Consider the following 20,746-nt stretch of genomic DNA (forward strand, 5'->3'; position numbering starts at 1 on the left):
CGCACGCCGCGGCGATCAGCGCCGCGCGCCGTCGCTGGCGCCGCGCGCGGCCTCGAACTCCGCGCCCTTGTCCCACGCCGGCCAGCGCCGGCTGTTGGCCAGTTCCAGGCCCAGGTCGTAGACCAGCAGCGTATCGGCGGCCAGGCCGCGCGCGTCCCACTGCGGCGACCACGCATCGCAGGCCTGGTGGTAGCACTTGGCGAAGTAGGCATCGCGCAGCGCGCGGCCGGCTTTGATGCCACCGTCGCGCTTGTCCAGGCCGGCGCCGACGGTGATCGCCGGCACGCCCTTGCGGGCGAAGGCGAAGTGGTCGGCGCGGTAGAAGAAGCCGGCTTCCAGGTTCGGGTCGGGCGACCAGCGGCGGCCGCGCGCCCGGGCGACGCGGTCCACGTCCGCTTCCAGCGACACATGGCCCTTGCCCCAGGTGGCAATGTCGGCGGTCTCGCCGTCCGGGCTGAACATCTCGATGTTCAGCACCGCGGCGGTCTTCTCCAGCGGCGCCAGCGGATGCTCGGCGTAGTAGCTGGCGCCGAGCAGGCCCTTTTCCTCGGCGGTCAACGCCAGGAAATACAGCGTGCGCTGTGGGCGCGGGCCGGCGGCGAATACGCGCGCCAGTTCCAGCACCGAGGCCACGCCGGTGGCGTTGTCGATGGCGCCGTGGCGGATGGTGTCGCCGCTGGCGTCGGGCTGGCCGATGCCGAACGCGTCCCAGTGCGCGGAAAAGATCACCGACTCGTCCGGGTGCGCCGCGCCTTCCAGTTTCGCCACCACGTTGCGGGTGACCACCGGCTCGCGCTTGAGCTTGAAGCGGGCCGACAGGCGCGCGTCGCCCAGCTCGACCGGGCGGAAGTCGGCGCGCATGGCCTTGCGCTTCTCCGCGTCGAAATCCAGCCCGGCCGCGGCGAAGATGCGTTCGGCCAGGGCGCGCTGCATCCAGCCGCGCAGCGGCGTGTGCAGCGCGCGCGCATCGACCTCGCTGCGCTGGATGTCGAACAGCGGCGAGGTGCCGGAGGCCTTCACCGTCGCCCACGGATACGCCGCCGGCGCGGTCTCGTGCACGATCAGCACGCCCGCCGCGCCGCGCCGCGCGGCCTCCTCGAACTTGTAGGTCCAGCGGCCGTAGTAGGTCACCGCCCTGCCGTCGAACGCGCCCGGCGCGTCGGCCTCGAAATCGGCGTCGTTGATCAGCACCACGGCGATCCTGCCGCGCAGGTCCACGTCCTTGTAGTCGTTCCAGCGCCGCTCCGGCGCGTCGATGCCGTAGCCGACGAACACCAGCGGCACGTCCTGCAGGTCCACCGCGCCGAGCGGGCTCAGGCTCTGCAGGGTCACGTCCTCGCCGTTGACCAGCGGCTGGCGCTTGCCGGCCAGCTGCAGGCTGGCGTCGATGGCGCCGTCCACCTGCGCGCGCACCAGCGGCACCTCCTGCACCCAGCCGCCATCCTTGCCGCCGGGCTGCACGCCGGCCTTGCGGAACTGTTCGACCAGGTAATCGACGGTGCGCTGCTCGCCGGCGGTAGCCGGCGCGCGACCCTCGAATTCATCGGAGGCCAGCACGCGCACGTGCCGCGACAGCGCGTCCGCGTCGATGCCGCCGCCGGGCAGGTCGTTGGCCGCGCTGGCGATGCCACCGACGAACAGGCAGGACGACAACAACAGCATGCGCATCGGATTCACGGCGGTACCAGACAACAGGAAGATTGCGGGATTTTACCCGTAGATGCGGGGCTTGCCCCGCATGAAGCTCCAACGACGATGCCCCGTGCCGGGCGAGCCCGGCAGCTACGGCTTCGCACGGTCCAGCCAGCACTCCAGGCCCTGCGCGTTGAGCTCGATGTCCATGCCGAGCACGCGCAGCACGCCGGCATCGTCGAGCCGGCAGCCGTGCGCGCGGGCGCGCTCCAGGTAGAGCTCGCCCAGCGCCGCCACCAGCGCGCGGTGGCGGTCGGCGCGGCCGTCGCAGGCGCGGGCGATGGCGGTCATCGCGTCGATCTGCACGTGCAGGTCGGCGGCCAGGCGCGCGGTATCGCGCACGCGGCCGTAGTGGGTCAGGAACATCGCCTCCGGCGCACGCGCCATCAGCCGGTCGATCGAGGCGTGCAGCGCGTCCGGTTCGAACTGCACCGGCGAAGTGGTGGGAACGACGAAGGCGCCCTGCGCGCTGTCCAGTTCGCGGTAGGACAGGCCGAAGGTGTCGCCGGTGAACCAGCTGCGGCTGGCCGCGTCCCACACGCACAGGTGGTGGCGGGCATGGCCGGGCGTGTCGATGCACAGCAGTTCGCGCCCGCCCAGCGACAGGCGGTGCCCATCCCCGGCCACCACCACGCGTTCGGCGGCCACCGGCACGATCTGCCCGTAGCTGCGCGCCATTTCCGCTTGCCCGTAGACCGCGGTGGCACCGGCGACCAGCCGCGCCGGATCGATCATGTGCGGCGCGCCGCGCGGGTGCACCAGCAGCCGCGCATTGGGCAGCCGCTGCATCAGCGCGCCGGCGCCGCCGGCGTGGTCCAGGTGCACGTGGGTCAGGATCAGCCAGTCGATGGCGTCGACGCCCAGCCCGGCCTGTTCCACCGCCGCCAGCAGATTGGGCAGCGAGTGGCTGGTGCCGCAGTCGATGAAGGCGCCGCGGCCGCCGCCCACCAGCAGGTAGGCGGCATCGAAATGATCGCGCTGGAACGCGGTGTCGATGACGTGGATGTCGTGCTCGGCGCTCATGCGGTGGCTCCGGAGGTCCGTCCCGATGCTGTCACCGCCGCCGCAGCGCGGCAATACGGCTTTCGTCGGGGCCGCAGGCGCGCGCGCAGGAGCGGCTTCAGCCGCGAACGGGCTTTCCCTGCGAAGTCCCCATCGCGGCTGAAGCCGCTCCTACGCGAAGGCGTGCGCGCCTACGAGCGGTGCAGCACGCGCGGCCGCAGCAGCAGCGCCAGCACCATCACCGCCAGGAAGCCGCCGTAGGCGTAGAGCACCGCCAGGATCTGCTTCCACAGGCTGTCGGCGTCGACGTCGGCCGCGCCGATGCGGTAGCCCCAGTGCATGAAGCCGATGCTGACCAGCAGCGCCAGTACCAACATGACGCCGTCGAACACGGTGCGCGTGCGGTGGCGCGGCTGGCGCGGGAACCACCAGTACAGCGCGGCCATCACGCCGAACCAGGGCAGGAACAGCAACAACGACAACCAGGCCATCATGGGCTCCTTGTAGCGTTCGTGGTCCGGGCAAGGACATCGCGGCTGCGTCCTGGCGCCCGTCCGTCCTCGTCCGCGCCCGCGCGGTGGCTTCGCCGCGGGCAGGAAGGAACAGCGTCGCGCGCCGGGCGCATTGCCGCCGGTTCCGGCTAGTCGCGCAACTGGCGCAGCGCCTCCAGCACCGCGTCGACGCCGGCCTCCAGGCGGAACAGCTCGCTCTGCAGCGCGTCGCCGTGCTCGGCCTGCTTGAGCACGGCGATCAGCTGGCCGGCGTCGCGCGGCGAGTCGAAGCCTGCGCTCTGCACCAGCAGCGCGCCCTCGCCGTCGAGCAGCTTGAAGTAGAAACGGCCGTCCTTCTCGCGGTACTGCTTGAACAGCGGCAGCGCGGCCTTGGCGGCGGCGGCCACGGGCCGGTCGCCGGCGGCGGACAGGTCGCGCAGGCCCACGGCGTGGCGCAGTTCCTTCAGCAGCGGGATGGCGAACTGCTCGCGCAGCTGCTGGCCGCGCCGGCGCAGGATCGCCTCGATCTTCTCCGGTTCGGCCATCAGCGCGTTGTAGCGCTCGCGCAGCGGCGCCAGTTCGCCGTCGATGCGCTCGAACAGCTGCTGCTTGGCCTCGCCCCAGCCGATGCCGCCGGCGAAGGCCTGCGCGAACGCGGCGGTCTGCTCCGGCGTGGCGAAGGCCTGGTACATCTGGAACAGCGCCGAGCCCTCGGTGTCCTTGGGCTCGCCGGGCGCGCGCGAGTCGGTGACGATGGAAAACACCAGCTTCTTCAGCTCCTCGCGCGGGGCGAACAGCGGGATGGTGTTGTGGTAGCTCTTGCTCATCTTGCGGCCGTCCAGGCCGGCCAGGGTCGCCACCTGCTCGTCAATCACCACTTCCGGCAGGGTGAAATAGTCCTTGCCGTAGATGTGGTTGAAGCGCTGGGCGAAATCGCGCGCCATCTCGATGTGCTGGATCTGGTCGCGGCCCACCGGCACCTTGTCCGCGTTGAAAATGAGAATGTCGGCGGCCATCAGCACCGGGTACATGAACAGCCCGGCGGTGACGCCGGCATCGTCGTCCAGCTGCTCCTCGCGGTTCTTGTCCACCGCCGCCTTGTAGGCGTGGGCGCGGTTGAGGATGCCCTTGCCGGCCACCACGGTCAGGAACCACATCAACTCGGTGGTTTCCGGGATGTCGCTCTGCCGGTAGAACCACACCTTGTCCGGGTCCAGGCCGCAGGCCAGCCAGCTGGCGGCAATCTCCAGCGTCGAACGCTGGGTGCGCTCGGGTTCCTGCGACTTGATCAGGCTGTGCAGGTCGGCCAGGAAGAAGAAACTCTCGATCCCGGGCGCGCGGCTGGCCGCGATGGCCGGGCGGATGGCGCCGACGTAGTTGCCGAGGTGGGGAGTGCCGGAGGGGGTAATGCCGGTGAGGACGCGGGTAGTCATGAACGCAGACGTGACGGACGGATTAACCGGCCCAGTGTAACCGCCGCGCGCCAACCCCGCCGCCCGCGCCCGTCCGTTCATGGCCTCGTCCCCCGCCAAGGAGCCCGCCATGTACCGCCTTTCCGCCTGCCTGCTGACCGTCCTGGCCCTGTGCGGCTTCCGCGCCGTGCCGCCCCCTTCGAGCGGACCGGTGGCGCTGTCGCTGGTCGACCGCGATACGGGCGAGGAGCTCGACCAGTACCCGCACCGCGCCGACCGCTGGGTGGCCGGCGCCCCCGGCCACCGCTATGCCGTGCGCCTGCGCAACCTCACCGGCGAACGCGTGCTGGTGGTGCTGTCGGTGGACGGGGTCAATGCCATCAGCGGCGTAACCGCCGCGCCCGACCAGGCCGGCTACGTGCTCGAGCCGTGGCAGGACAGCGAGATCACCGGCTGGCGCAAGTCGTCCGCGGAAGTGGCGCAGTTCGTATTCACCGACCATGGCGACAGCTATGCCAGCCGTACCGGTCGCCCGGACAACGTCGGCGTGGTCGGCATCGCCGTGTTCCGTGAGGCGCGCCCGGCCTACATCGCGCCGGCGCCGATGCCGCGGCGGCCGGCGCCGGTGATCGCGCAGGATGCGCGCGCCGACCGCGCGATGGCCGCCGAAGCATCGGGCGCGCGCGGCGAAGTCCGCGACCGCCAGCAGCTCGGCACCGGCCACGGCGGGCGCGAAGGCTCGATCAGCCACGCCGCGCGCTTCGAACGCGCCAGCCGCGCGCCCGTCCAGGTCGGCCAGATCCGTTACGACACGCGTGCGCGCCTGGTGGCGCTGGGCATCCTGCCGCGCCATCGCGTGCATCCCGCGCCGCGCGCCTTTCCCGGCGGCTTCGTGCCCGATCCGCCGGCACGCGGGCGCTGATCGCGCGCATGCAGAACGGGCCGCGTGATGCGGCCCGTCGGGATGCTGCAGGGGTGACCCGCGCCGGATCAGCGCCAGTCCGGATAGTCCCGGTGCAACGTATCCTGGAAATCGCGCACTTCCTTCTCGGCCCGGTCCTTGGCCCAGCCGTAGCGCTCCTGCAGGCGGCCCGCCAGATATTCGGCATTGCCCTCGGCCACCTGGAGATCGTCGTCGGTCAGATCGCCCCACTTGGCCTGCGCCTTGCCCTTGAGCTGGCTCCACTTGCCGGAAATGATGTCTTTGTTCATGCGTGTCTCCTTTCGGGGGAATGGCGGCAGCTCCGCCGCACGACCAGCATGCCGTCGCCGATGTTGGCGCCGCATCGACGATTCGTGCAGAGCCGCTGACTTTCTTGAATGGCGCTTCAGCTTGCGCGGGCCGCACAACGAAAAAGGCCGGCGAATGCGCCGGCCTCTTCCGTTTCCGCCAATCGCCGGGCATCAGCGCTTGGCTGCGTCCTCCACCTTCTCGCCGGCCTTCTGCACGTCCTTGCCGGCGCCGGCCACGGTGTTGCAGGCCGACAGCATTGCGATCGAGAACAGCGACAGCATCATCAGGGCAACCATGCGCTTCATGTCTTTCTCCTGAGTGGCTCGTGGGTATGGCGCGGCGCCGGACGGGCCGCGGCGGGGATCAACACTTGCCGTCGCTGCAGTCCTGGGCCTTGTCCTCGACCTTCTCGCCGGCCTTCTGCATGTCCTTGCCGGCGCCGGCGACGGTGTTGCAGGCGCTGAGCATTCCGGCCGAAAACATTCCCAGCAGGGCCAGCATCAGTACTCGCTTCATCAGGTTTCTCCTCTGCTCGACTGGCGGCTGCCGGTTGGCGATGCCGCGTGTGGAGAGGAATCTGGCGGCATTCACGTGCAGCGGGCGTGAACGCCGCCGGCCCGGGTTCAGCGAGGTCGCGCCGGCGTCAATCGCGCATCAGCGTGGATTTGCCGAACAGGCTCTCGACCAGGTCCACGGCCAGTTTGGCGGTGCGGTTGCGGCGGTCGAGCAGCGGGTTGAGCTCGACGATGTCCAGCGAGCCCATCAGTCCGGTGTCGGCGATCATCTCCATCACCAACTGCGCCTCGCGGTAATTCACCCCGCCCGGCACCGTGGTGCCCACGCCCGGGGCGATGCTCGGGTCGAGGAAATCCACGTCGAAACTGACGTGCAGGTGGGTGTTGGCGTCGATGCCGTGCAGCGCCGCTTCCATGGTGCGCTTCATGCCGCTCTCGTCGATGTAGCGCATGTCGTACACATCCACCTGGTGTTGCTTGATCAGGCGCTTCTCGTCCTGGTCCACCGAGCGGATGCCGATCTGCCGCACCTGCTGCGGCGAGATCGCCGGCGCGTCGCCGCCGAGCCGGGTCAGCGCGTCCGGGCCGAGCCCGCACAGGCAGGCCACCGGCATGCCGTGGATGTTGCCCGAGGGCGTGACGTCGGAGGTGTTGAAATCCGAGTGCGCATCCAGCCACAGCACGCGCAGCTGCTTGCCCTGTTCGCGGCACCAGCGCGCCACCGCGGTGATCGAGCCGATGCCCAGGCAGTGGTCGCCGCCGAGCATGATCGGCAGGCGGCCGTCGCGCAGTTCGGCATGGGTCGCTTCCATCAGCGCGTGGTTCCAGGCCACGACCTCGTCCAGGTGGCGGTAGCCGTCCACCGGACCGGTCCATGGATTGCGCGGCCCCTGCAGGTTGCCCACGTCGCGCACGTCCACCCCGCGCGCGGCCAGCGCCTCGGGCAGGCCGGCGATGCGCAGCGCCTCCGGTCCCAGGCGCGCGCCGCGGTGGCCGGCACCGACGTCGGTGGGCACGCCGATCAGCGAAACGGGACGATGAGTGGCCATTGCTTTCTCCGTTGCAAATGAAAGCAGTTTAGCGAGCGCGGATGACAGCCGCCTGCGGCAACGCAGCAGCTTGGCGCCGGCGCAGGCCCGCCCACCGCGCCCGCGTGCCGGAGAAACCGCCATCGGCTGCCCGGCGGCGTGCCGCCCGGGACAGCGGCAAAAAAAGGCCCGCCGGGGAAGCGGCGGGCCAGGGGGAGAGAGTCTTGCGCTGCCCGCCGGCGCCGGACTGGCGACGCCGGACGGAGGATTACAGGCAGGGGCGGCGTTCGGCCGCTTCCGGCAACAGGCTGCGGTCGAACACTTCGCCCAGTTCCGGCCTGCGCGGCAGCTGGCGCTGGGCGACGGTCAGGTCCAGGCCGGCCTGCATGCGCGCCGGGTCGATGTCGCCGACGCCGTCGCGCGCGATGCGCTCGCGCCCGCCCATGTCGTCCAGCGTGTCCATCAGCCGGCCCAGCTCGACCTTGGCGCTTTCGTCCGGGTTGTGCGCGACCAGCATGTCGATGGCGGCCTGCGGCTCGCACAGTGTGTCCATGACGCCGCGGTTGACCGCGCGCACCAGCCCGCGGGCGATCTCCGGCTGCTCGTGCAGCAGCTTCGGCGACACCATCAGCGCGCTGCCGTACAGCTCCGGCACCGCATCGCGGAAGCGGAAGAAGCGCAGCCGTTCCTCGACCTTGCCGCCGGCCGTGGCGATGGCCGCGGTGCTGGTGGAGGAATAGCCGAACAGTGCGTCGGACCTGTGCTCGTCGAGCAGGCCGATCAGCACCTTCCAGTTGCCGGGGTTGGGCACGATGGTCACCGCCTTCGGGTCCAGGCCCACCTTGGAGGCGAACTGCTCGAAGGTGTTCAGCGCCACGTCGGTGCCGTGGCCGGTGATGGTCCTGCCGGCCAGTTGGGTGGGTTCCTTCACCGGCGAGGCGACCGGCAGGATGATCACCGACGGCGACACGTCCATGACCATGTACACGCCCACCGGCGCCTGCCCGGGTTTGTACGCGGCCTGCTCGTAGGTGGCCTGGATATCGCCGTAGCCGGCGTCGAAGCCCTCCTCGACCATGCGCCCGGCCGCGGTGAAGGCACCCCGCCCGTCGGTGAACTCGACCTCAATGCCCTCGTCGCGGAAGTAGCCGCGCTGCTGCGCGACCAGGAACCAGGCGTTGGCGCCGGAAAAGCCGGAGTTGAGCAGGAAGCGCAGCTTGTGCGGCGCGGCCGGCTGCGCGGGCGCCGCGGCGGCCGGGGCAGCGGGCGCGTCGTTGCGTCCGCAGCCGGCCAGCACCAGCAGCGCAGCCATCGCGGCGGCGATCATCGTCGGCTTCATGCGTGGCTCCCTCCGGCGATGCGCGGACGCGCGCGTTCGGCCAGCGGCGGCAGGTAGGCGCGGGTGAAGATCTCCTCCGGCTTCGGCGTGCGCGGCAGGCGGCAGGAGGTGGCCATCAGCTGGATCGAACGCTGCAGGCGGCCGTCGTCGATGTCGCCGATGCCGATCTTCAGCGCTTCCGGATGCGCCATCTCCACCTCCAGGGTGCCCTTCAGGCGCGGGCCGTCGACATGGTCGGCGAACTTCGGCGCCATCCTGCGGGTGGCTTCCAGCGCGGCCTGCGGGTCGGCCAGGGTCTCGACGATGCCGCGGTTGACCGCGGCCACCAGCGCGCGCGCCGCGTCCGGATGTTCCTTGAGGAACGTCGGCGTGAGCATCAGCGCGTTGCCGTACATGTCCGGCACCAGGTCGCGGTATTCGAGGAAACGCAGGCCGGCGCGGCCGTCGATGTTCTTGGCCGCCAGCGCGGCGATGATGGTGTGCACGAAGCCGAACACACCATCGGTGTGGCCGCCCAGCACGTCCTCGCCCAGCGTGGTCATGCTGGTGGTCGAGCGCAGGATCGACACGCGCGACCCATCCACGCCCGCGACCGATGCATAGGCCGGGAACACCTCGATCGCGGCGTCGATCGGATGCCCGCCGATCACCTTGCCTTCCAGGTCCTTCGGCGAATGGATCGGGCCATCCTTGCGCACGCCGATGGTCAGCGGCGTCTGGTTGAAGGCCACGTGCACCGCGACCGGGCAGTTGTCCGGGCGCAGCCCGGCCAGCTTGATCAGCGCGCACAGGTCGCCGTAACCACCGTCGAAACCTTCCTGCGGGATGCGCGGCACCACCGAGGCGGCGCCGTCGCCGGCGGCGAATTCGATGTCCAGACCCGCGTCGGCGAAATAGCCACGCTCATGGGCCAGGCAGAAAAAGGCGTGCGGGCCGGACAGGGCCGAGTTCATCAGCAGCCTGACTTTCAGGCGCTGCCCGCCTGCCGTCGTGGCGGTGCCGGCCTTGGCCTTGTCCGCGGCGCGCGCGGCGGCCTGCGCCGGCGCCAGCACGCCGGCGGCCGAGGAGAGGATCGCCGCGGTGCCCAGCACCGTACAGAAACCACGTCTGGATTTGTCCACTGTGTACTCCCTTGCTGCATGTACGGGTAAAGCGGATGAAAAGCGGGCGGGAGCAGCGCTCCCGCCCGGCACGATCAGAACTTCTGCTGGTACTGCATGTAGACCAGGCGTCCCAGATCGAAGCCGCCGTAGTAGGAGAAATCGCTGTTCGGACGCGAGTACAGCGTTGGCCCGACCTTGCCCAGCACGTTGTTCGCGCCCAGCATCACCATGCCGTCCCAGGGCAGGGTCATGCGCAGCTGCAGGTCGTTGAACACCGTCGGCCCGACCGTGCGCAGCGGCTGGCGGCCGGTATACGGCGAAACGAAATCCGGCTTGTCGCATTCCGGGCCGCCGCCCAGGTCGAACGCGCAGGCCTCCTTGATGCCGGAGTAGTAACGCACGCGCCACATCGCGCCGAACATGCCGCGCGACCAGTCGGCGGTGAAGTTGGAACGCAGGCGGAAATTGGCGCCGAAACCGGTGGTGTGGTTGACCGGCGTCGTGGCCCGGTCGTTGCTCTTGATGTCACGGTAGCTGGTGTAGCTGCTGTTCCACTCCAGCTTGATGTCGCCGATCGCCATCGACGGCAGGCGGTAGCGCAGGCCCAGGTCGACGCCGGAGGTCTTCAGCCAGCCGGCGTTGGTGAAGGCGTAGTTGAGCGTGGTGATCTCGCCGGTGACCGGGTCGCGCTTGAACGCGCCGCAGGCGCTGGCGACGTTCCTCACGTAGCAGTCGTTGAGGATGTCGGTGGGCGTGTTCTGCACGATGGCGTGCTGGATGTCGATCTTCCACCAGTCCAGGGTGATGCCCAGGCCGTCGGCCCACTGCGGGCTGTAGACGAAACCGACGGTGGTGGTGGTTGAGGTCTCCGGCTTGGTGTCCGGGTTGGAGCCGGAGATGAAGGCCAGGTTGGACTGCACGTTGGGGCTGCCGGCCGGCACGCCGCCGGCGGCGACCTGGCGGTAGCCGGCCGGCACCGCGGCCAGGCACGCCGCCGACGTGCGGGCCACGCCGAAGCGGCTGTCGCACGGGTCGGTGTAGGCCGGGAAGAAGTCCTGCTCGCCGCCGAACAGATCATTGATGGTCGGCGCGCGGAAGCCCTGGCCCCAGTTGGCGCGCACCAGCAGCTCGTCGCTCGGGCGCCATTCCAGCCCGACCTTGGAGTTGGTGGTGCTGCCGAACACGTCGTAGTCCGAGTAGCGCGAGGCCACGTCCAGGCTCAGCGAGCGCGCGAACGGCAGGTCCTGCAGCAGCGGGATGTTCAGCTCGGCGTAGACCTCGTTGGCGCGGTAGTCGCCGCGGGTGGGGGCCTTGCGCGAGTTGGTGGTCTCGCCGCGCTGCTTCTGCAGGCTCGGAGTGAAGGTGCCTTCCTCGGTGCGCGCTTCCATGCCGACGGCGAAGGCAAGGTCGCCGGCCGGCAGGGCGAACATCGTGCCGCTCAGGTTGGCGGTGAAGCTGCGGGTGCGGGTCTCGCCGCGGTCCAGGTTGTCCGGCACCAGGAAGGCGCGCAGCACCGGATCGGCCAGCGTGCCGCCATAGCTGCCGCCGTAGGGCGCGAGCGGATTCCACGGAACGCACTGGCCGGCACCGCTGCCATAGGCGATGGGCGCGGCCGCGCTGCCGCACTCCACGCGGCCGGTGGCGGTGTTGTAGTACGACGGGCCAGACGCCAGCTGCACGTTGCGCAGGTTGAGGTCGCCGGTGCCGGTCTTGTCGGTGCGCAGGCGGTTGAACAGGTAGCCGGCGTCCCAGTACAGGGTCTGTCCGCCCCAGTCGAAGTTGCCTTCCAGCATCATGCTGGCGCGCACGGTGGTGACCTTGTTGTTGCCCGAGCGCGGCACTTCCCAGGTACGGCGCTGGTAGTTCACCGCGCGCGGATTGGCCACGCCGCTCTGGTTGCCCAGCGGGTTGTAGTAGCTGTCGATGGATAGCGGTGCGTTCATCGCGCCCCACACCCGCGACTGGTACGGGTAGCCGGGAATGTTGCGGAAGGTGTCGCGCACGCTGTACAGCGCGCTGCCGCGCAGCAGCAGGCGTTCGTTGATCTCGAAGCCGCCGTCGACGAAGGCCGACTTGCGCTCCATGCCGGTCTTCAGCGTCTGCTGCTCGGTGACGTTGGCGTAGTCGGACACCGCGGTGCGGTGGTAGTTGGCGATGTTGCGCGGGTCGGCGCCGGCGTTGACCGTCAGCGAGCCCAGCGTCGGATCGATGAGGGTGCCGTGCTGGTTGATCGCCGACAGGCCGGTGGTGGGGTGGCGCACGGTGCTCGGGAAGGCGCTGTACGGACGGTCCGAGGCCCACACCGGGTCCTCGTCGGTGTATTGCAGGGTGCCGCTCAGCCAGCCCCAGTCGCGCTTCATGCCCCACGACAGGTCGGCCGACTTGGTGGCGCCGTCGCCTTCGGAGTACTGGCCGAAGTAGGCATTGGCCAGGCCGCCGTCGAAGCCGCGGCGGGTGATGATGTTGACCACGCCGGCGATCGCGTCCGAACCGTAGATGGCCGACGCGCCATCCTTGAGGATCTCCACGCGCTCCACCGTCGCCGACGGGATCAGCGACACGTCGGCATAGCCGCCGGTGGTGGTGCCCAGGCGCTGGCCGTTGACCAGGATCAGGGTGCGCTGCGCGCCGATGTTGCGCAGGTCGATGTAGGTGCCGCCGGCCTCCTCGCTGTCCGACTGCACGCGGGTGCGGCTGGCGGCCGGCGCGCCCGCGGCCGGCGAGGACTGCAGCAGGTCGCCGACCGAACGCAGGCCGGAGCGGTCCACGTCCTCGCGCGAGATGGTTTCGATGGGCTGGACGGTCTCAACGTCGACCGTGCGCATGATGCGCGAGCCGGTGACCTGCACCGCGTCCAGCGTGCGTGCGTTTCCCGCTTCGGGCGCGGCCACCGCCGCCGGCTCGACCTGGGCGTGCACGTCGCCGCGGGTGGGCGCGGCGGCAGGTTCGGCTTCCTCGTCCTGCGCGTCGTCCTCGCGGCTGAGCGTGACCACGGTGCCGTCGTCGCGCACCACCTTCAGGCCGGTGCCCCTGAGCAGCGCCTGCAGCGCGGCGCGGGCGTCCTGGTTGCCGGAGATCGGCGCGGTGCGCACGCCTTCCAGGCCCTTGGCCGGGGCGACGATCTGCACGTTGGCCTGGCGCGCGTACTCGGGCAGGGTCTTGGCCGCCGCGTCGGCCGGGATGTTGAAGTCCCGCTGCTGCGCGACGGCGCAGAACGAGACCAGCGAGGCGCCCGAGACCAGCGCGAAGGAGATGGCGTTGAACAGCGTGCTTTTCCGGTGGTTCATGTCTCACCTTGCAGGAGGGCCGCTGCCCGCGCCTGGCGCGGGCATGGCGTATGGAGAAGGATGAAGCGTGACGTCCGACCCTTCCTCCACGTGTTCGACATGGAGGCGCAGCGACAGGGGCTGATAAATGGGATGCAGGGAAGATGGCGTTCCGCCACCGCTGACTGAAATATTTTTGTTCTGGTGCCGGCCACCGCCGACGGGGTCGATCGGCCCGCCTTCCCCGGCCGGCGGCATTGGCATGGACGCGGGCGCGGGCCACCCCGGTACACGCGCCGCGCGGCGCCGGCAGGCGCCGTCAGTGGCTGCCGGCGGCGGCCTTCTTCTTCGGCCGGGGGCGCAGCACGATCTCGTTTTCGCCCAGCGCCATGTCCAGGTGCATGCTCTGCGCGGCGGCGCGCGAGAAGCCGATCGGGTCGGTCGCCGAGAACATGCCCACCACTTCCAGACCGGCCACGTCCGGGTCGGCGATGCGGATGCGCAGGGTGTTGTAGCGCGCGAACTCGCGCGCCACCTCTTCCAGGGTTTCGCCGCTGAAGGCGATCATGCCGTCGCGCCAGGCCAGTTCGCGATGGACCTCCACCGCGTCCACCCGCGCCACCACCGGCGCCCGGCGCTCGGGCAGCGACGCCTTGTCGCCGGCCTGCAGGCGTAGTACCGGCTGCTCGGCCTCGTCGACCTTGACCACGCCCTCGCGGACCAGCACGTTCACCCTGGCCGGCGAACGCCGCACGCTGAAACTGGTGCCCACCGCGACGACGCGGGTGCCGCCGGCGGTCACCGCGAACGGGCGCTGGCGGTCCTTGGCCACGTCGAACATGGCTTCGCCACGCAGCAGCTCGATGTCGCGGTGGCCTTCGTCGAAACGCACGCGCACGCGCGAGTCGGTGTTCAAGGTCACCAGCGAACCGTCCTCCAGGGCGACCCGCGAGATCTCGCCGATCCGCGTGGTGTAGGTATCGGCGCCGTCGTCCAGGAAACGCAGCGCCGCCACCGTTACCAGCGCCAGCGAGGCGGCCAGCGCCGCGGCGCGCCAGGCCCAGACGCGCGCGCGCGGCCGCACGGCCGGCGCGCTGGCGGGCCCGGGGACGTGTTCGCCCCGGTAGAGCCGGTCGCAGCTGGACATGATCGCCCGCATGCGCCCGTACGCGCCGAGGTGGCGGCTGTCGGCGGCCAGCCAGGCCGCGAGCTGCGCGGCCTCGGCCGGCGACAGCGTGCCGGCGTCCTCGCGCGCCACCCATTCGGCGGCGGCCGCATTGATCTCATTTCTCACGGGTTGCCTCCTTTCCTCCAGGGACGCGCCTGTCCTGGCGGCCTGTCGTCGATCGGTCCACGGCCAATGCCTGGCCCAGGTACTTGAGTGCCTTGACCATGTGTTTTTCCACGGTGTTCTCGCTGATGCCCAGGCGCACGGCGATGTCGCGCTGCGGCAGTCCCTTCATCTTGCGCAGCATGAACACCTCCCGGCAGCGTTCGGGCAGCTGCCCGATGCAGTGCTCCAGGTAGCGCAGTTCCTGCACGCCGGACGCGTGCGATTCGGGCGAGGGCAGGTCGCTGGCGATCTCCAGCCGCCCGATCTCGCCGATGCTTTCGATATCCACCACCTTGGCGCGGCGCAGCCCCTGCAGGATCACCGACTTGGCGGTCACGAACAGGTAGCTGCGCGCGTCGCGGATATGGTCCACGTCCTCCATCGACATCAGCAGCGCGTAGCACTCCTGGATCACGTCGTCGACGTCGGCATGGCTGCGCACGTGGCGGACCAGCCAGCCACGCAGGATCGGCTCGTGCGGCAGGACGTTGCGCGACAGCCAGCCGGCGCGCTCGCGCAGGAACGGCGCGTTCATGTTCCGCCCCGCCCGCGCTGTATCGGGTAGTCGCACCGCCGCACTGCCGCCATGTCCATTCCCCGTCCGGAAGCCCATTCCATCAGATGGGATGCACGGGCGACAGGCTTCCGCCACTCCCCGCCCGCAAACCCCGGCCGGACTGGACGGACAGGGCGTCCCCCCCCATCCCTGCGGCCCGGGTCCAGCCCCCCCCACGCCGCGGGCGCGGCGCGGTTGACCCACGTCAAGGACAACCCGGCGCGGCCTGCCTAGTCTGGCGCAATGGCCACTCCGTCTCCCCTGTTCGATCCCGAGCTGCTGCGGCGCTACGACACGCCGGGGCCACGCTACACCTCGTACCCGACCGCGCCGCAGTTCACGCCCGGGTTCCAGGAAGCCGACCTGCGCGAGATGGCGGCGACCAGCAACGGCGACCCGATCCCGCGCCCGCTGTCGCTGTACCTGCACATCCCGTTCTGCACCAGCCCCTGCTTCTACTGCGGCTGCAACCGCATCATCACCCGCGACACCGCGCGCGGCGCGGCCTACCTGACCCGGCTGTACCGCGAGATGGCGATGATGTCGGCGCTGTTCGACCGCGACCGCGACGTCGAGCAGGTCCACTTCGGCGGCGGCACCCCCAACTTCCTCGCGCCGGCGCAGATCGCCGAGGCCATGGACGTGCTGCGCCGGCACTTCTCCTTCGCCCCGGCCGCGCGCCTGGACTGCTCCATCGAGCTCGACCCGCGCTTCATCACCCCGGACCAGGTCGGCGAACTGGCCGCGGCCGGCTTCAACCGCGCAAGCCTGGGCGTGCAGGACTTCGACCCGGAGGTGCAGCGCGCGGTCAACCGCATCCAGGGCGTCGAACAGACCCTGGCGATCATCGACGCCTGCCGCCGGCATGGCCTGCGCTCGGTCAACGTGGACCTGATCTACGGCCTGCCGCGGCAGAGCCCGGAAGGCTTCTCGCGCACCCTGGACATCACCCTGCAGGCGCGCCCGGACCGGCTGGCGATCTACGGCTACGCGCACCTGCCGTCGATGTTCCGCCCGCAGCAGCGCATCGACGCCAGCGAACTGCCCAGCCCCGAAGCCAAGCTCGGCCTGCTGCAGTGCGCGATCGACAGGCTCGGCCAGGCCGGCTACGTCTACATCGGCATGGACCACTTCGCCCTGCCCGAGGACAGCCTCGCGGTGGCCCAGCGCAACGGCGGCCTGCACCGCAATTTCATGGGCTATACCACCCACGCCGAAAGCGACCTGATCGGCCTGGGCGTGAGCGCCATCAGCCACATCGGCCCCAGCTTCAGCCAGAATCCCCGCGACCTTGGCAGCTGGGAACAGGCCATCGACCGCGGCCACCTACCAGTGTGGCGCGGCATGCGCCTGGAAGAGGACGACGTGATCCGCGCCGACGTGATCCAGCGCCTGATGTGCGACGGCGCCCTGGACTACCGCGACATCGAACGGCGCCACGTGATCGACTTCGCCGGCTACTTCGCCACGGCGCTGCAGCGCCTGCAGGCCCTGCGCGTGGACGGGCTGGTGGAGCTGTCCGCCGACGGCCTGCGGGCCACCTCGCGGGGGCGGCTGCTGTTGCGTATCATCGCCATGTGCTTCGACAACCATCTGCCCACCGCCGATACCGCCGCCGCGACACCGCGCTTCTCGCGTACGGTGTGACCCCGACGGGAGTGCCCGAATGAGTTCGCCGCTGGTCTTCCCGCGCACCGACGCGCGCATCGTCGCCGACGACGGCGACGCCCTGACGTTCTGTTCCACCTGCGCGTTCTCCCAGGCCTGCCTGTCCGAGGGCATGGACAAGGGCGCGCTGGCCGACCTGCACGTGCTGGTCGAACACGTCGGTCCACTGCGCGCCGGCGAGCACGTGTTCCGCGAGGGCGACCCGTTCGGCGCGATCGCCGCGGTCCGCGCCGGCACGGTCAAGACCTACCAAACCGACCGCAACGGCCACGAGCAGGTGCTGGGTTTCCACCTGCCCGGCGAAGTGATCGGCCTGAACGCGATCCACGGCGACCGCTACCCGTGCAACGCGGTGGCGCTGGACACGGTGATGCTGTGCCGTTTCTCGTTCCCGCGCATCGCCCTGCTGGCCACGCGCCTGCCCAACCTGCAGCAGCACCTGTTCAAGCTGATGAGCCGCGACATCGGCGTGGCCTCGCTGTTCGCGCGCGACAACAGCGCCGACGAGCGCATGGCCGCATTCCTGATCGGCCTGTCGCGGCGCCTGGCCGCGCGCGGTTTCTCGCCGCGCCGGTTCCAGCTGACGATGGCCCGCACCGATATCGCCAACTACCTGCGGCAGGCGCCGGAGACGGTGAGCCGGGTGCTGCGCCGGTTCGAGCAGGAGGGGCTGCTGCACATCAAGCAGCGCGACGTGGAGATCCTGGACCTGCCGCGGCTGGAGGCGATGGCGCTGGCGGTCCTGCGCGACTGAGTCCGCCTGGCGGTACGGATTCCGCGCATCCCGAAGCCCCCTTGGAGCCCGCCCCGTGCGGGCTCTTGTCATTGCAGCCGTTGCCGTTGCCGTTGCCGTTGCCGTTGCCCGTGATTTTGCTGCTGTTCCTCTGCTTTTGACTTCCGGGTCCCCTTCCGCAGCGACGGAGCCGACGGACAAGACCCCGCAGGGGCGACGTGCATGGATGCACGTCGTTTTTCGACGAGACATGGATGTCTCGTCGAAAAATCCCGGCGGCGGAGTGGACCCGGAGTGCCGCAGGCACGGAGGGCGCGGAGGCAGGGGCGTGTTTCTCTTGGTTACTTCTCTTTGCACGAGCAAAGAGAAGTAACTCGCTCCTGCGAAGCAGGGGCGAAAGCTCTGCTCTAACGCTCTATCTTCTTGCCTTGCTTCTGGCTCGGCCTACCGGCCTTATGGCTATCGCTTTGACACAGGTACCCGGATCGTTCGCTCTGTCGACCCCGCGGAAGCCCGAGCAAGGGCAGCAGCAGGATCAAAAGCTTTCGCTCCCCTTCGGGGCGCGAGCTACTTTTCTTTGCTCGTGCAAAGAAAAGATAGCCAAAAGAAACACGCCCCTGCCTACGCGCCCACGGCACTGCGTGCCGCGGGTCCACTCCGCCGCCGGGATTTTTCTACGCGACATCCATGTCGCGTAGAAAAACGGCGTGCATCCATGCACGCCGCCCTTCGGGTTATTCCCGCCGGCTCCGTCGCTGCGGAAGGGGACCCGGAAGTCAAAAGCCAAGGCAAAACAGATAACAGCAACGACAACAGCAACAGCCGGCTCACCGGGCCGCGAGACCGCAATCGCCCCCACGCTTGACCTGCGTCATGGAGCCCCCCGGCAGCCCCGCCGATGATGCGGCCGTATTCCCAGGAGAGCCGCATCATGAATTCCACACGCAAGCTATGGGTAGGGCTGGCGGCCCTGCTCATCGCCTCATTCGCCGTCCTGCTATGGGTCGGCAGCGAGGTCCATCGCCAGGCCCCCCCTCTGCCCGAAAAGGTCGTAACCGAGGACGGGCGGGTCATTTTCACCCGCAAGGACATCGAAACCGGCCGCCAGGTCTGGCAGTCGATCGGCGGCCAGCAGTTGGGCTCCATCTGGGGCCACGGCGGTTACGTCGCCCCCGACTGGGGCGCGGACTGGCTGCACCGCGAGGCCGAGGCCGTCCTGGACATCTGGGCCAGGCGCGAGGCCGGCGCGGAAAACCACAAGCAGCTCGACGAGGCGACCCAGGCCGCCTACGCCAAGCGCGTGCAGGCGCTGCTGCGTCCCAACACCTATGACGCCGTGGACGGCACGATCGTCGTGGACAACGACCGCGCCGAAGCGATCGCCACGGTCGGCGCGCACTACCAGAGCCTGTTCTCGGCCGACCCGGCCACCGCCGAGCTGCGCGAGGCCTATGCCATGCGCAACGACACGGTGCCCGACGCCGAGCACCGCCGCGAACTGACCGCCTTCTATTGGTGGGCGGCCTGGGCGTCGGTGACCGAGCGTCCGGGTTCGGACATCACGTACACGGCCAACTGGCCGGCCGACAACCTGGTCGGCAACACCGCCCCGCCGAGCGCCTTCATCTGGACGGTGTTCAGCGTGCTGTTCCTGATCGCCGGCGTGGCCCTGCTCGGCTGGCACTACGCGGTCAACCACGGCGATGAAATGGCGCCGGTGCTGCCGAAGACCGACCCGCTGGCCGCCATCAAGGTCACCCCGTCGATGCGCGCCACCGCCAAGTATTTCTGGGTGGTGATCGCGCTGTTCCTGACCCAGATCCTGCTCGGCGCCATCACCGCGCACTACCAGGTCGAAGGCCAGCAGGCCTACGGCTTCGCCATCTCCGAAGTGCTGCCGTACTCGCTCACGCGCACCTGGCACACGCAGTTGGCAGTGCTGTGGATCGCCACCGCCTGGCTCGGCATGGGCCTGTACATCGCCCCGGCGATCTCCGGCCACGAGCCGAAGTTCCAGCGGCTGGGGGTGAACTTCCTGTGGGTCTGCCTGATCGTGATCGTGGTCGGCTCGTTCGCCGGCCAGTGGTTCGCGGTGATGCAGAAGCTGGGCCTGAAGCACAACTTCTGGTTCGGCCACCAGGGCTGGGAATACGTGGACCTGGGCCGCTTCTGGCAGTGGTTCCTGTTCATCGGCCTGGTGCTGTGGCTGACCCTGGTGGGCCGTGCGCTGTGGCCGGCGATCAGGAACGGCGGCGAATCCAAGTCGATCGTCAGCCTGCTGTTCCTGTCGGTGGTCGCCATCGGCCTGTTCTACGCGGCCGGCCTGATGTGGGGCGAGCATACGCACCTGTCGATGGTCGAGTACTGGCGCTGGTGGGTGGTGCACCTGTGGGTGGAAGGCTTCTTCGAGGTGTTCGCGGTGGCGGTCATCGCCTTCCTGTTCACCCGCCTGGGCATGCTGCAGGTGAAGTCGGCCACGGTGGCCGTGCTGTTCGCCACCATCGTGTTCATGGCCGGCGGCGTGCTCGGCACCCTGCACCACCTGTACTTCACCGGCACCCCGACCGCGGTCATCGCGCTGGGCGCCAGCTTCAGCGCGCTGGAAGTGGTGCCGCTGGCCTACGTGGGCTTCGAGGCGTACCACAACTACCGCATGGGCAAGGCCACGCCGTGGATGGCCAAGTACAAGTGGCCGATCCTGTTCTTCATCGCCGTCTCGTTCTGGAACCTGGTCGGCGCGGGCCTGTTCGGCTTCCTGATCAACCCGCCGCTGTCGCTGTACTACATGCAGGGCCTGAACCTGACCCCGACCCACGGCCACACCGCGCTGTTCGGCGTGTACGGCATGCTCGGCATCGGCCTGATGCTGTTCTGCCTGCGCGGCCTCAAGCCGAACGTGGTGTGGAACGAGAAGCTGCTCAAGGCCGCCTTCTGGGCGCTGAACCTGGGCCTGGCCGGCATGGCCGCGTTCACCCTGCTGCCGCTGGGCATCCTGCAGCTCAGCGCCGCGCTCAAGCACGGCTACTGGTACGCGCGCTCGGCCGAGTTCATGCAGCAGCCGATCGTGGACATGCTGGTGTGGATGCGCGTGCCGGCCGATACGCTGTTCAGCGTGGGTGCGCTGGCGCTGGCCTGGTTCGTGTTCCGCCTGTGGGTGGCGCCGCGCAGGGCGGCGGCGCTGCCGGTGGGTGAGACCGATCAGGCCTGATCGGGTACATCGCACGATGCAACGGGAAGAGCCGCGCAAGCGGCTCTTCTTTTTTGGGCACATCGGCCGGACGCCGTTGTTGTTGTTGTTGTTGTTGTTGTTGTTGCCGTTGCCGTTGCCGTTGCCGTGATTTTGTTTTTGCCTTTGCATTTGACTTTCGGGTCCC

Annotated in this window: 17 protein-coding genes; 4 read left to right on the top strand and 13 right to left on the bottom strand. The window is 69.5% G+C overall.

Annotation, left to right across the window (positions count from 1 at the left end):
• Window positions 1-15 precede the first annotated feature (15 nt).
• From ABTV91_RS00740 to ABTV91_RS00755, 4 genes are all read right to left on the bottom strand, one after another.
• Window positions 16-1,668: a M28 family metallopeptidase gene (locus ABTV91_RS00740; protein WP_433854225.1), complete on the bottom strand. Its 1,653-nt coding sequence runs from the start codon at window positions 1,666-1,668 to the stop codon at window positions 16-18.
• Window positions 1,669-1,782: 114 nt separating this feature from the next.
• A complete protein-coding gene (locus ABTV91_RS00745) occupies window positions 1,783-2,715 on the bottom strand; it encodes an MBL fold metallo-hydrolase (protein ID WP_433852743.1) in 933 nt (310 codons plus the stop codon).
• Between the two features lie 170 nt (window positions 2,716-2,885).
• The gene (locus ABTV91_RS00750) at window positions 2,886-3,185 is read right to left on the bottom strand and encodes a hypothetical protein (RefSeq protein WP_433854226.1); all 300 of its coding nucleotides are present in this window, start codon (window positions 3,183-3,185) and stop codon (window positions 2,886-2,888) included.
• Between the two features lie 149 nt (window positions 3,186-3,334).
• Window positions 3,335-4,618, bottom strand: a complete 1,284-nt coding sequence (locus ABTV91_RS00755; protein ID WP_433852744.1) for a tryptophan--tRNA ligase — start codon at window positions 4,616-4,618, stop codon at window positions 3,335-3,337.
• Window positions 4,619-4,727: 109 nt separating this feature from the next.
• Here ABTV91_RS00755 and ABTV91_RS00760 point away from each other — a divergent pair, with 109 nt between their 5' ends.
• Complete coding sequence (locus ABTV91_RS00760; RefSeq protein WP_433852745.1) at window positions 4,728-5,519, top strand: hypothetical protein; 792 nt, start codon at window positions 4,728-4,730, stop codon at window positions 5,517-5,519.
• A gap of 68 nt (window positions 5,520-5,587) precedes the next feature.
• On the opposite strand, the gene ABTV91_RS00765 is transcribed toward ABTV91_RS00760, so the two are convergent.
• From ABTV91_RS00765 to ABTV91_RS00805, 9 genes are all read right to left on the bottom strand, one after another.
• Window positions 5,588-5,809 (bottom strand): CsbD family protein, encoded by a 222-nt coding sequence (locus tag ABTV91_RS00765; RefSeq protein WP_433852746.1) that lies wholly within the window; start codon window positions 5,807-5,809, stop codon window positions 5,588-5,590.
• A 192-nt stretch (window positions 5,810-6,001) separates the two neighbouring features.
• Window positions 6,002-6,136 carry an entericidin A/B family lipoprotein gene (locus ABTV91_RS00770; RefSeq protein ID WP_433852747.1) on the bottom strand — a complete coding sequence of 45 codons (135 nt, stop codon included), beginning with the start codon at window positions 6,134-6,136 and terminating at the stop codon, window positions 6,002-6,004.
• Between the two features lie 58 nt (window positions 6,137-6,194).
• Window positions 6,195-6,347, bottom strand: coding sequence for an entericidin A/B family lipoprotein (locus tag ABTV91_RS00775; protein ID WP_433852748.1), 153 nt, complete (start codon window positions 6,345-6,347; stop codon window positions 6,195-6,197).
• Window positions 6,348-6,474: 127 nt separating this feature from the next.
• On the bottom strand, window positions 6,475-7,395 hold the full coding sequence (rocF, locus tag ABTV91_RS00780; protein WP_433852749.1) for an arginase: 921 nt from the start codon (window positions 7,393-7,395) through the stop codon (window positions 6,475-6,477).
• Between the two features lie 247 nt (window positions 7,396-7,642).
• Window positions 7,643-8,713 (bottom strand): ABC transporter substrate-binding protein, encoded by a 1,071-nt coding sequence (locus tag ABTV91_RS00785; RefSeq protein WP_433852750.1) that lies wholly within the window; start codon window positions 8,711-8,713, stop codon window positions 7,643-7,645.
• Window positions 8,710-9,834 (bottom strand): ABC transporter substrate-binding protein, encoded by a 1,125-nt coding sequence (locus ABTV91_RS00790; RefSeq protein WP_433852751.1) that lies wholly within the window; start codon window positions 9,832-9,834, stop codon window positions 8,710-8,712. Before ABTV91_RS00790 ends, ABTV91_RS00785 begins: the two co-directional genes overlap by 4 nt.
• Window positions 9,835-9,908: 74 nt before the next feature.
• Window positions 9,909-13,103 (bottom strand): TonB-dependent receptor domain-containing protein, encoded by a 3,195-nt coding sequence (locus ABTV91_RS00795; RefSeq protein WP_433852752.1) that lies wholly within the window; start codon window positions 13,101-13,103, stop codon window positions 9,909-9,911.
• A gap of 298 nt (window positions 13,104-13,401) precedes the next feature.
• A complete protein-coding gene (locus ABTV91_RS00800) occupies window positions 13,402-14,376 on the bottom strand; it encodes a FecR family protein (RefSeq protein WP_433852753.1) in 975 nt (324 codons plus the stop codon).
• Entirely contained in the window at window positions 14,366-14,950 is a 585-nt protein-coding gene (locus tag ABTV91_RS00805) for an RNA polymerase sigma factor (protein ID WP_433852754.1), read from the bottom strand. Before ABTV91_RS00805 ends, ABTV91_RS00800 begins: the two co-directional genes overlap by 11 nt.
• Before the next feature lie 264 nt (window positions 14,951-15,214).
• Between ABTV91_RS00805 and hemN the strand changes: the two genes are divergently transcribed.
• The 3 genes from hemN to ABTV91_RS00820 all read left to right on the top strand — a co-directional run bounded on the left by hemN (window position 15,215) and on the right by ABTV91_RS00820 (window position 20,580).
• Entirely contained in the window at window positions 15,215-16,618 is a 1,404-nt protein-coding gene (hemN, locus tag ABTV91_RS00810; RefSeq protein ID WP_433852755.1) for an oxygen-independent coproporphyrinogen III oxidase, read from the top strand.
• A 19-nt stretch (window positions 16,619-16,637) separates the two neighbouring features.
• Window positions 16,638-17,393 carry a helix-turn-helix domain-containing protein gene (locus tag ABTV91_RS00815; protein ID WP_273081154.1) on the top strand — a complete coding sequence of 252 codons (756 nt, stop codon included), beginning with the start codon at window positions 16,638-16,640 and terminating at the stop codon, window positions 17,391-17,393.
• Between the two features lie 910 nt (window positions 17,394-18,303).
• Complete coding sequence (locus ABTV91_RS00820) at window positions 18,304-20,580, top strand: nitric-oxide reductase large subunit (RefSeq protein WP_433852756.1); 2,277 nt, start codon at window positions 18,304-18,306, stop codon at window positions 20,578-20,580.
• Window positions 20,581-20,746: the final 166 nt, after the last annotated feature.

The organism is Stenotrophomonas nitritireducens (assembly GCF_050984405.1).
GTDB lineage: Bacteria > Pseudomonadota > Gammaproteobacteria > Xanthomonadales > Xanthomonadaceae > Stenotrophomonas > Stenotrophomonas nitritireducens_B.

Bases quoted from the DNA above. Each gene is read 5' to 3' on its own strand.
- ABTV91_RS00805 (WP_433852754.1), bottom strand. From the start codon at position 14,950: ATGAACGCGCCGTTCCTGCGCGAGCGCGCCGGCTGGCTGTCGCGCAAC.
- ABTV91_RS00750 (WP_433854226.1), bottom strand. From the start codon at position 3,185: ATGGCCTGGTTGTCGTTGTTGCTGTTCCTGCCCTGGTTCGGCGTGATG.
- ABTV91_RS00820 (WP_433852756.1), top strand. From the start codon at position 18,304: ATGAATTCCACACGCAAGCTATGGGTAGGGCTGGCGGCCCTGCTCATC.
- ABTV91_RS00745 (WP_433852743.1), bottom strand. From the start codon at position 2,715: ATGAGCGCCGAGCACGACATCCACGTCATCGACACCGCGTTCCAGCGC.
- ABTV91_RS00770 (WP_433852747.1), bottom strand. From the start codon at position 6,136: ATGAAGCGCATGGTTGCCCTGATGATGCTGTCGCTGTTCTCGATCGCA.
- ABTV91_RS00755 (WP_433852744.1), bottom strand. From the start codon at position 4,618: ATGACTACCCGCGTCCTCACCGGCATTACCCCCTCCGGCACTCCCCAC.
- ABTV91_RS00795 (WP_433852752.1), bottom strand. From the start codon at position 13,103: ATGAACCACCGGAAAAGCACGCTGTTCAACGCCATCTCCTTCGCGCTG.
- ABTV91_RS00815 (WP_273081154.1), top strand. From the start codon at position 16,638: ATGAGTTCGCCGCTGGTCTTCCCGCGCACCGACGCGCGCATCGTCGCC.
- ABTV91_RS00775 (WP_433852748.1), bottom strand. From the start codon at position 6,347: ATGAAGCGAGTACTGATGCTGGCCCTGCTGGGAATGTTTTCGGCCGGA.
- ABTV91_RS00760 (WP_433852745.1), top strand. From the start codon at position 4,728: ATGTACCGCCTTTCCGCCTGCCTGCTGACCGTCCTGGCCCTGTGCGGC.
- rocF (WP_433852749.1), bottom strand. From the start codon at position 7,395: ATGGCCACTCATCGTCCCGTTTCGCTGATCGGCGTGCCCACCGACGTC.
- ABTV91_RS00740 (WP_433854225.1), bottom strand. From the start codon at position 1,668: ATGCGCATGCTGTTGTTGTCGTCCTGCCTGTTCGTCGGTGGCATCGCC.
- hemN (WP_433852755.1), top strand. From the start codon at position 15,215: ATGGCCACTCCGTCTCCCCTGTTCGATCCCGAGCTGCTGCGGCGCTAC.
- ABTV91_RS00765 (WP_433852746.1), bottom strand. From the start codon at position 5,809: ATGAACAAAGACATCATTTCCGGCAAGTGGAGCCAGCTCAAGGGCAAG.
- ABTV91_RS00785 (WP_433852750.1), bottom strand. From the start codon at position 8,713: ATGAAGCCGACGATGATCGCCGCCGCGATGGCTGCGCTGCTGGTGCTG.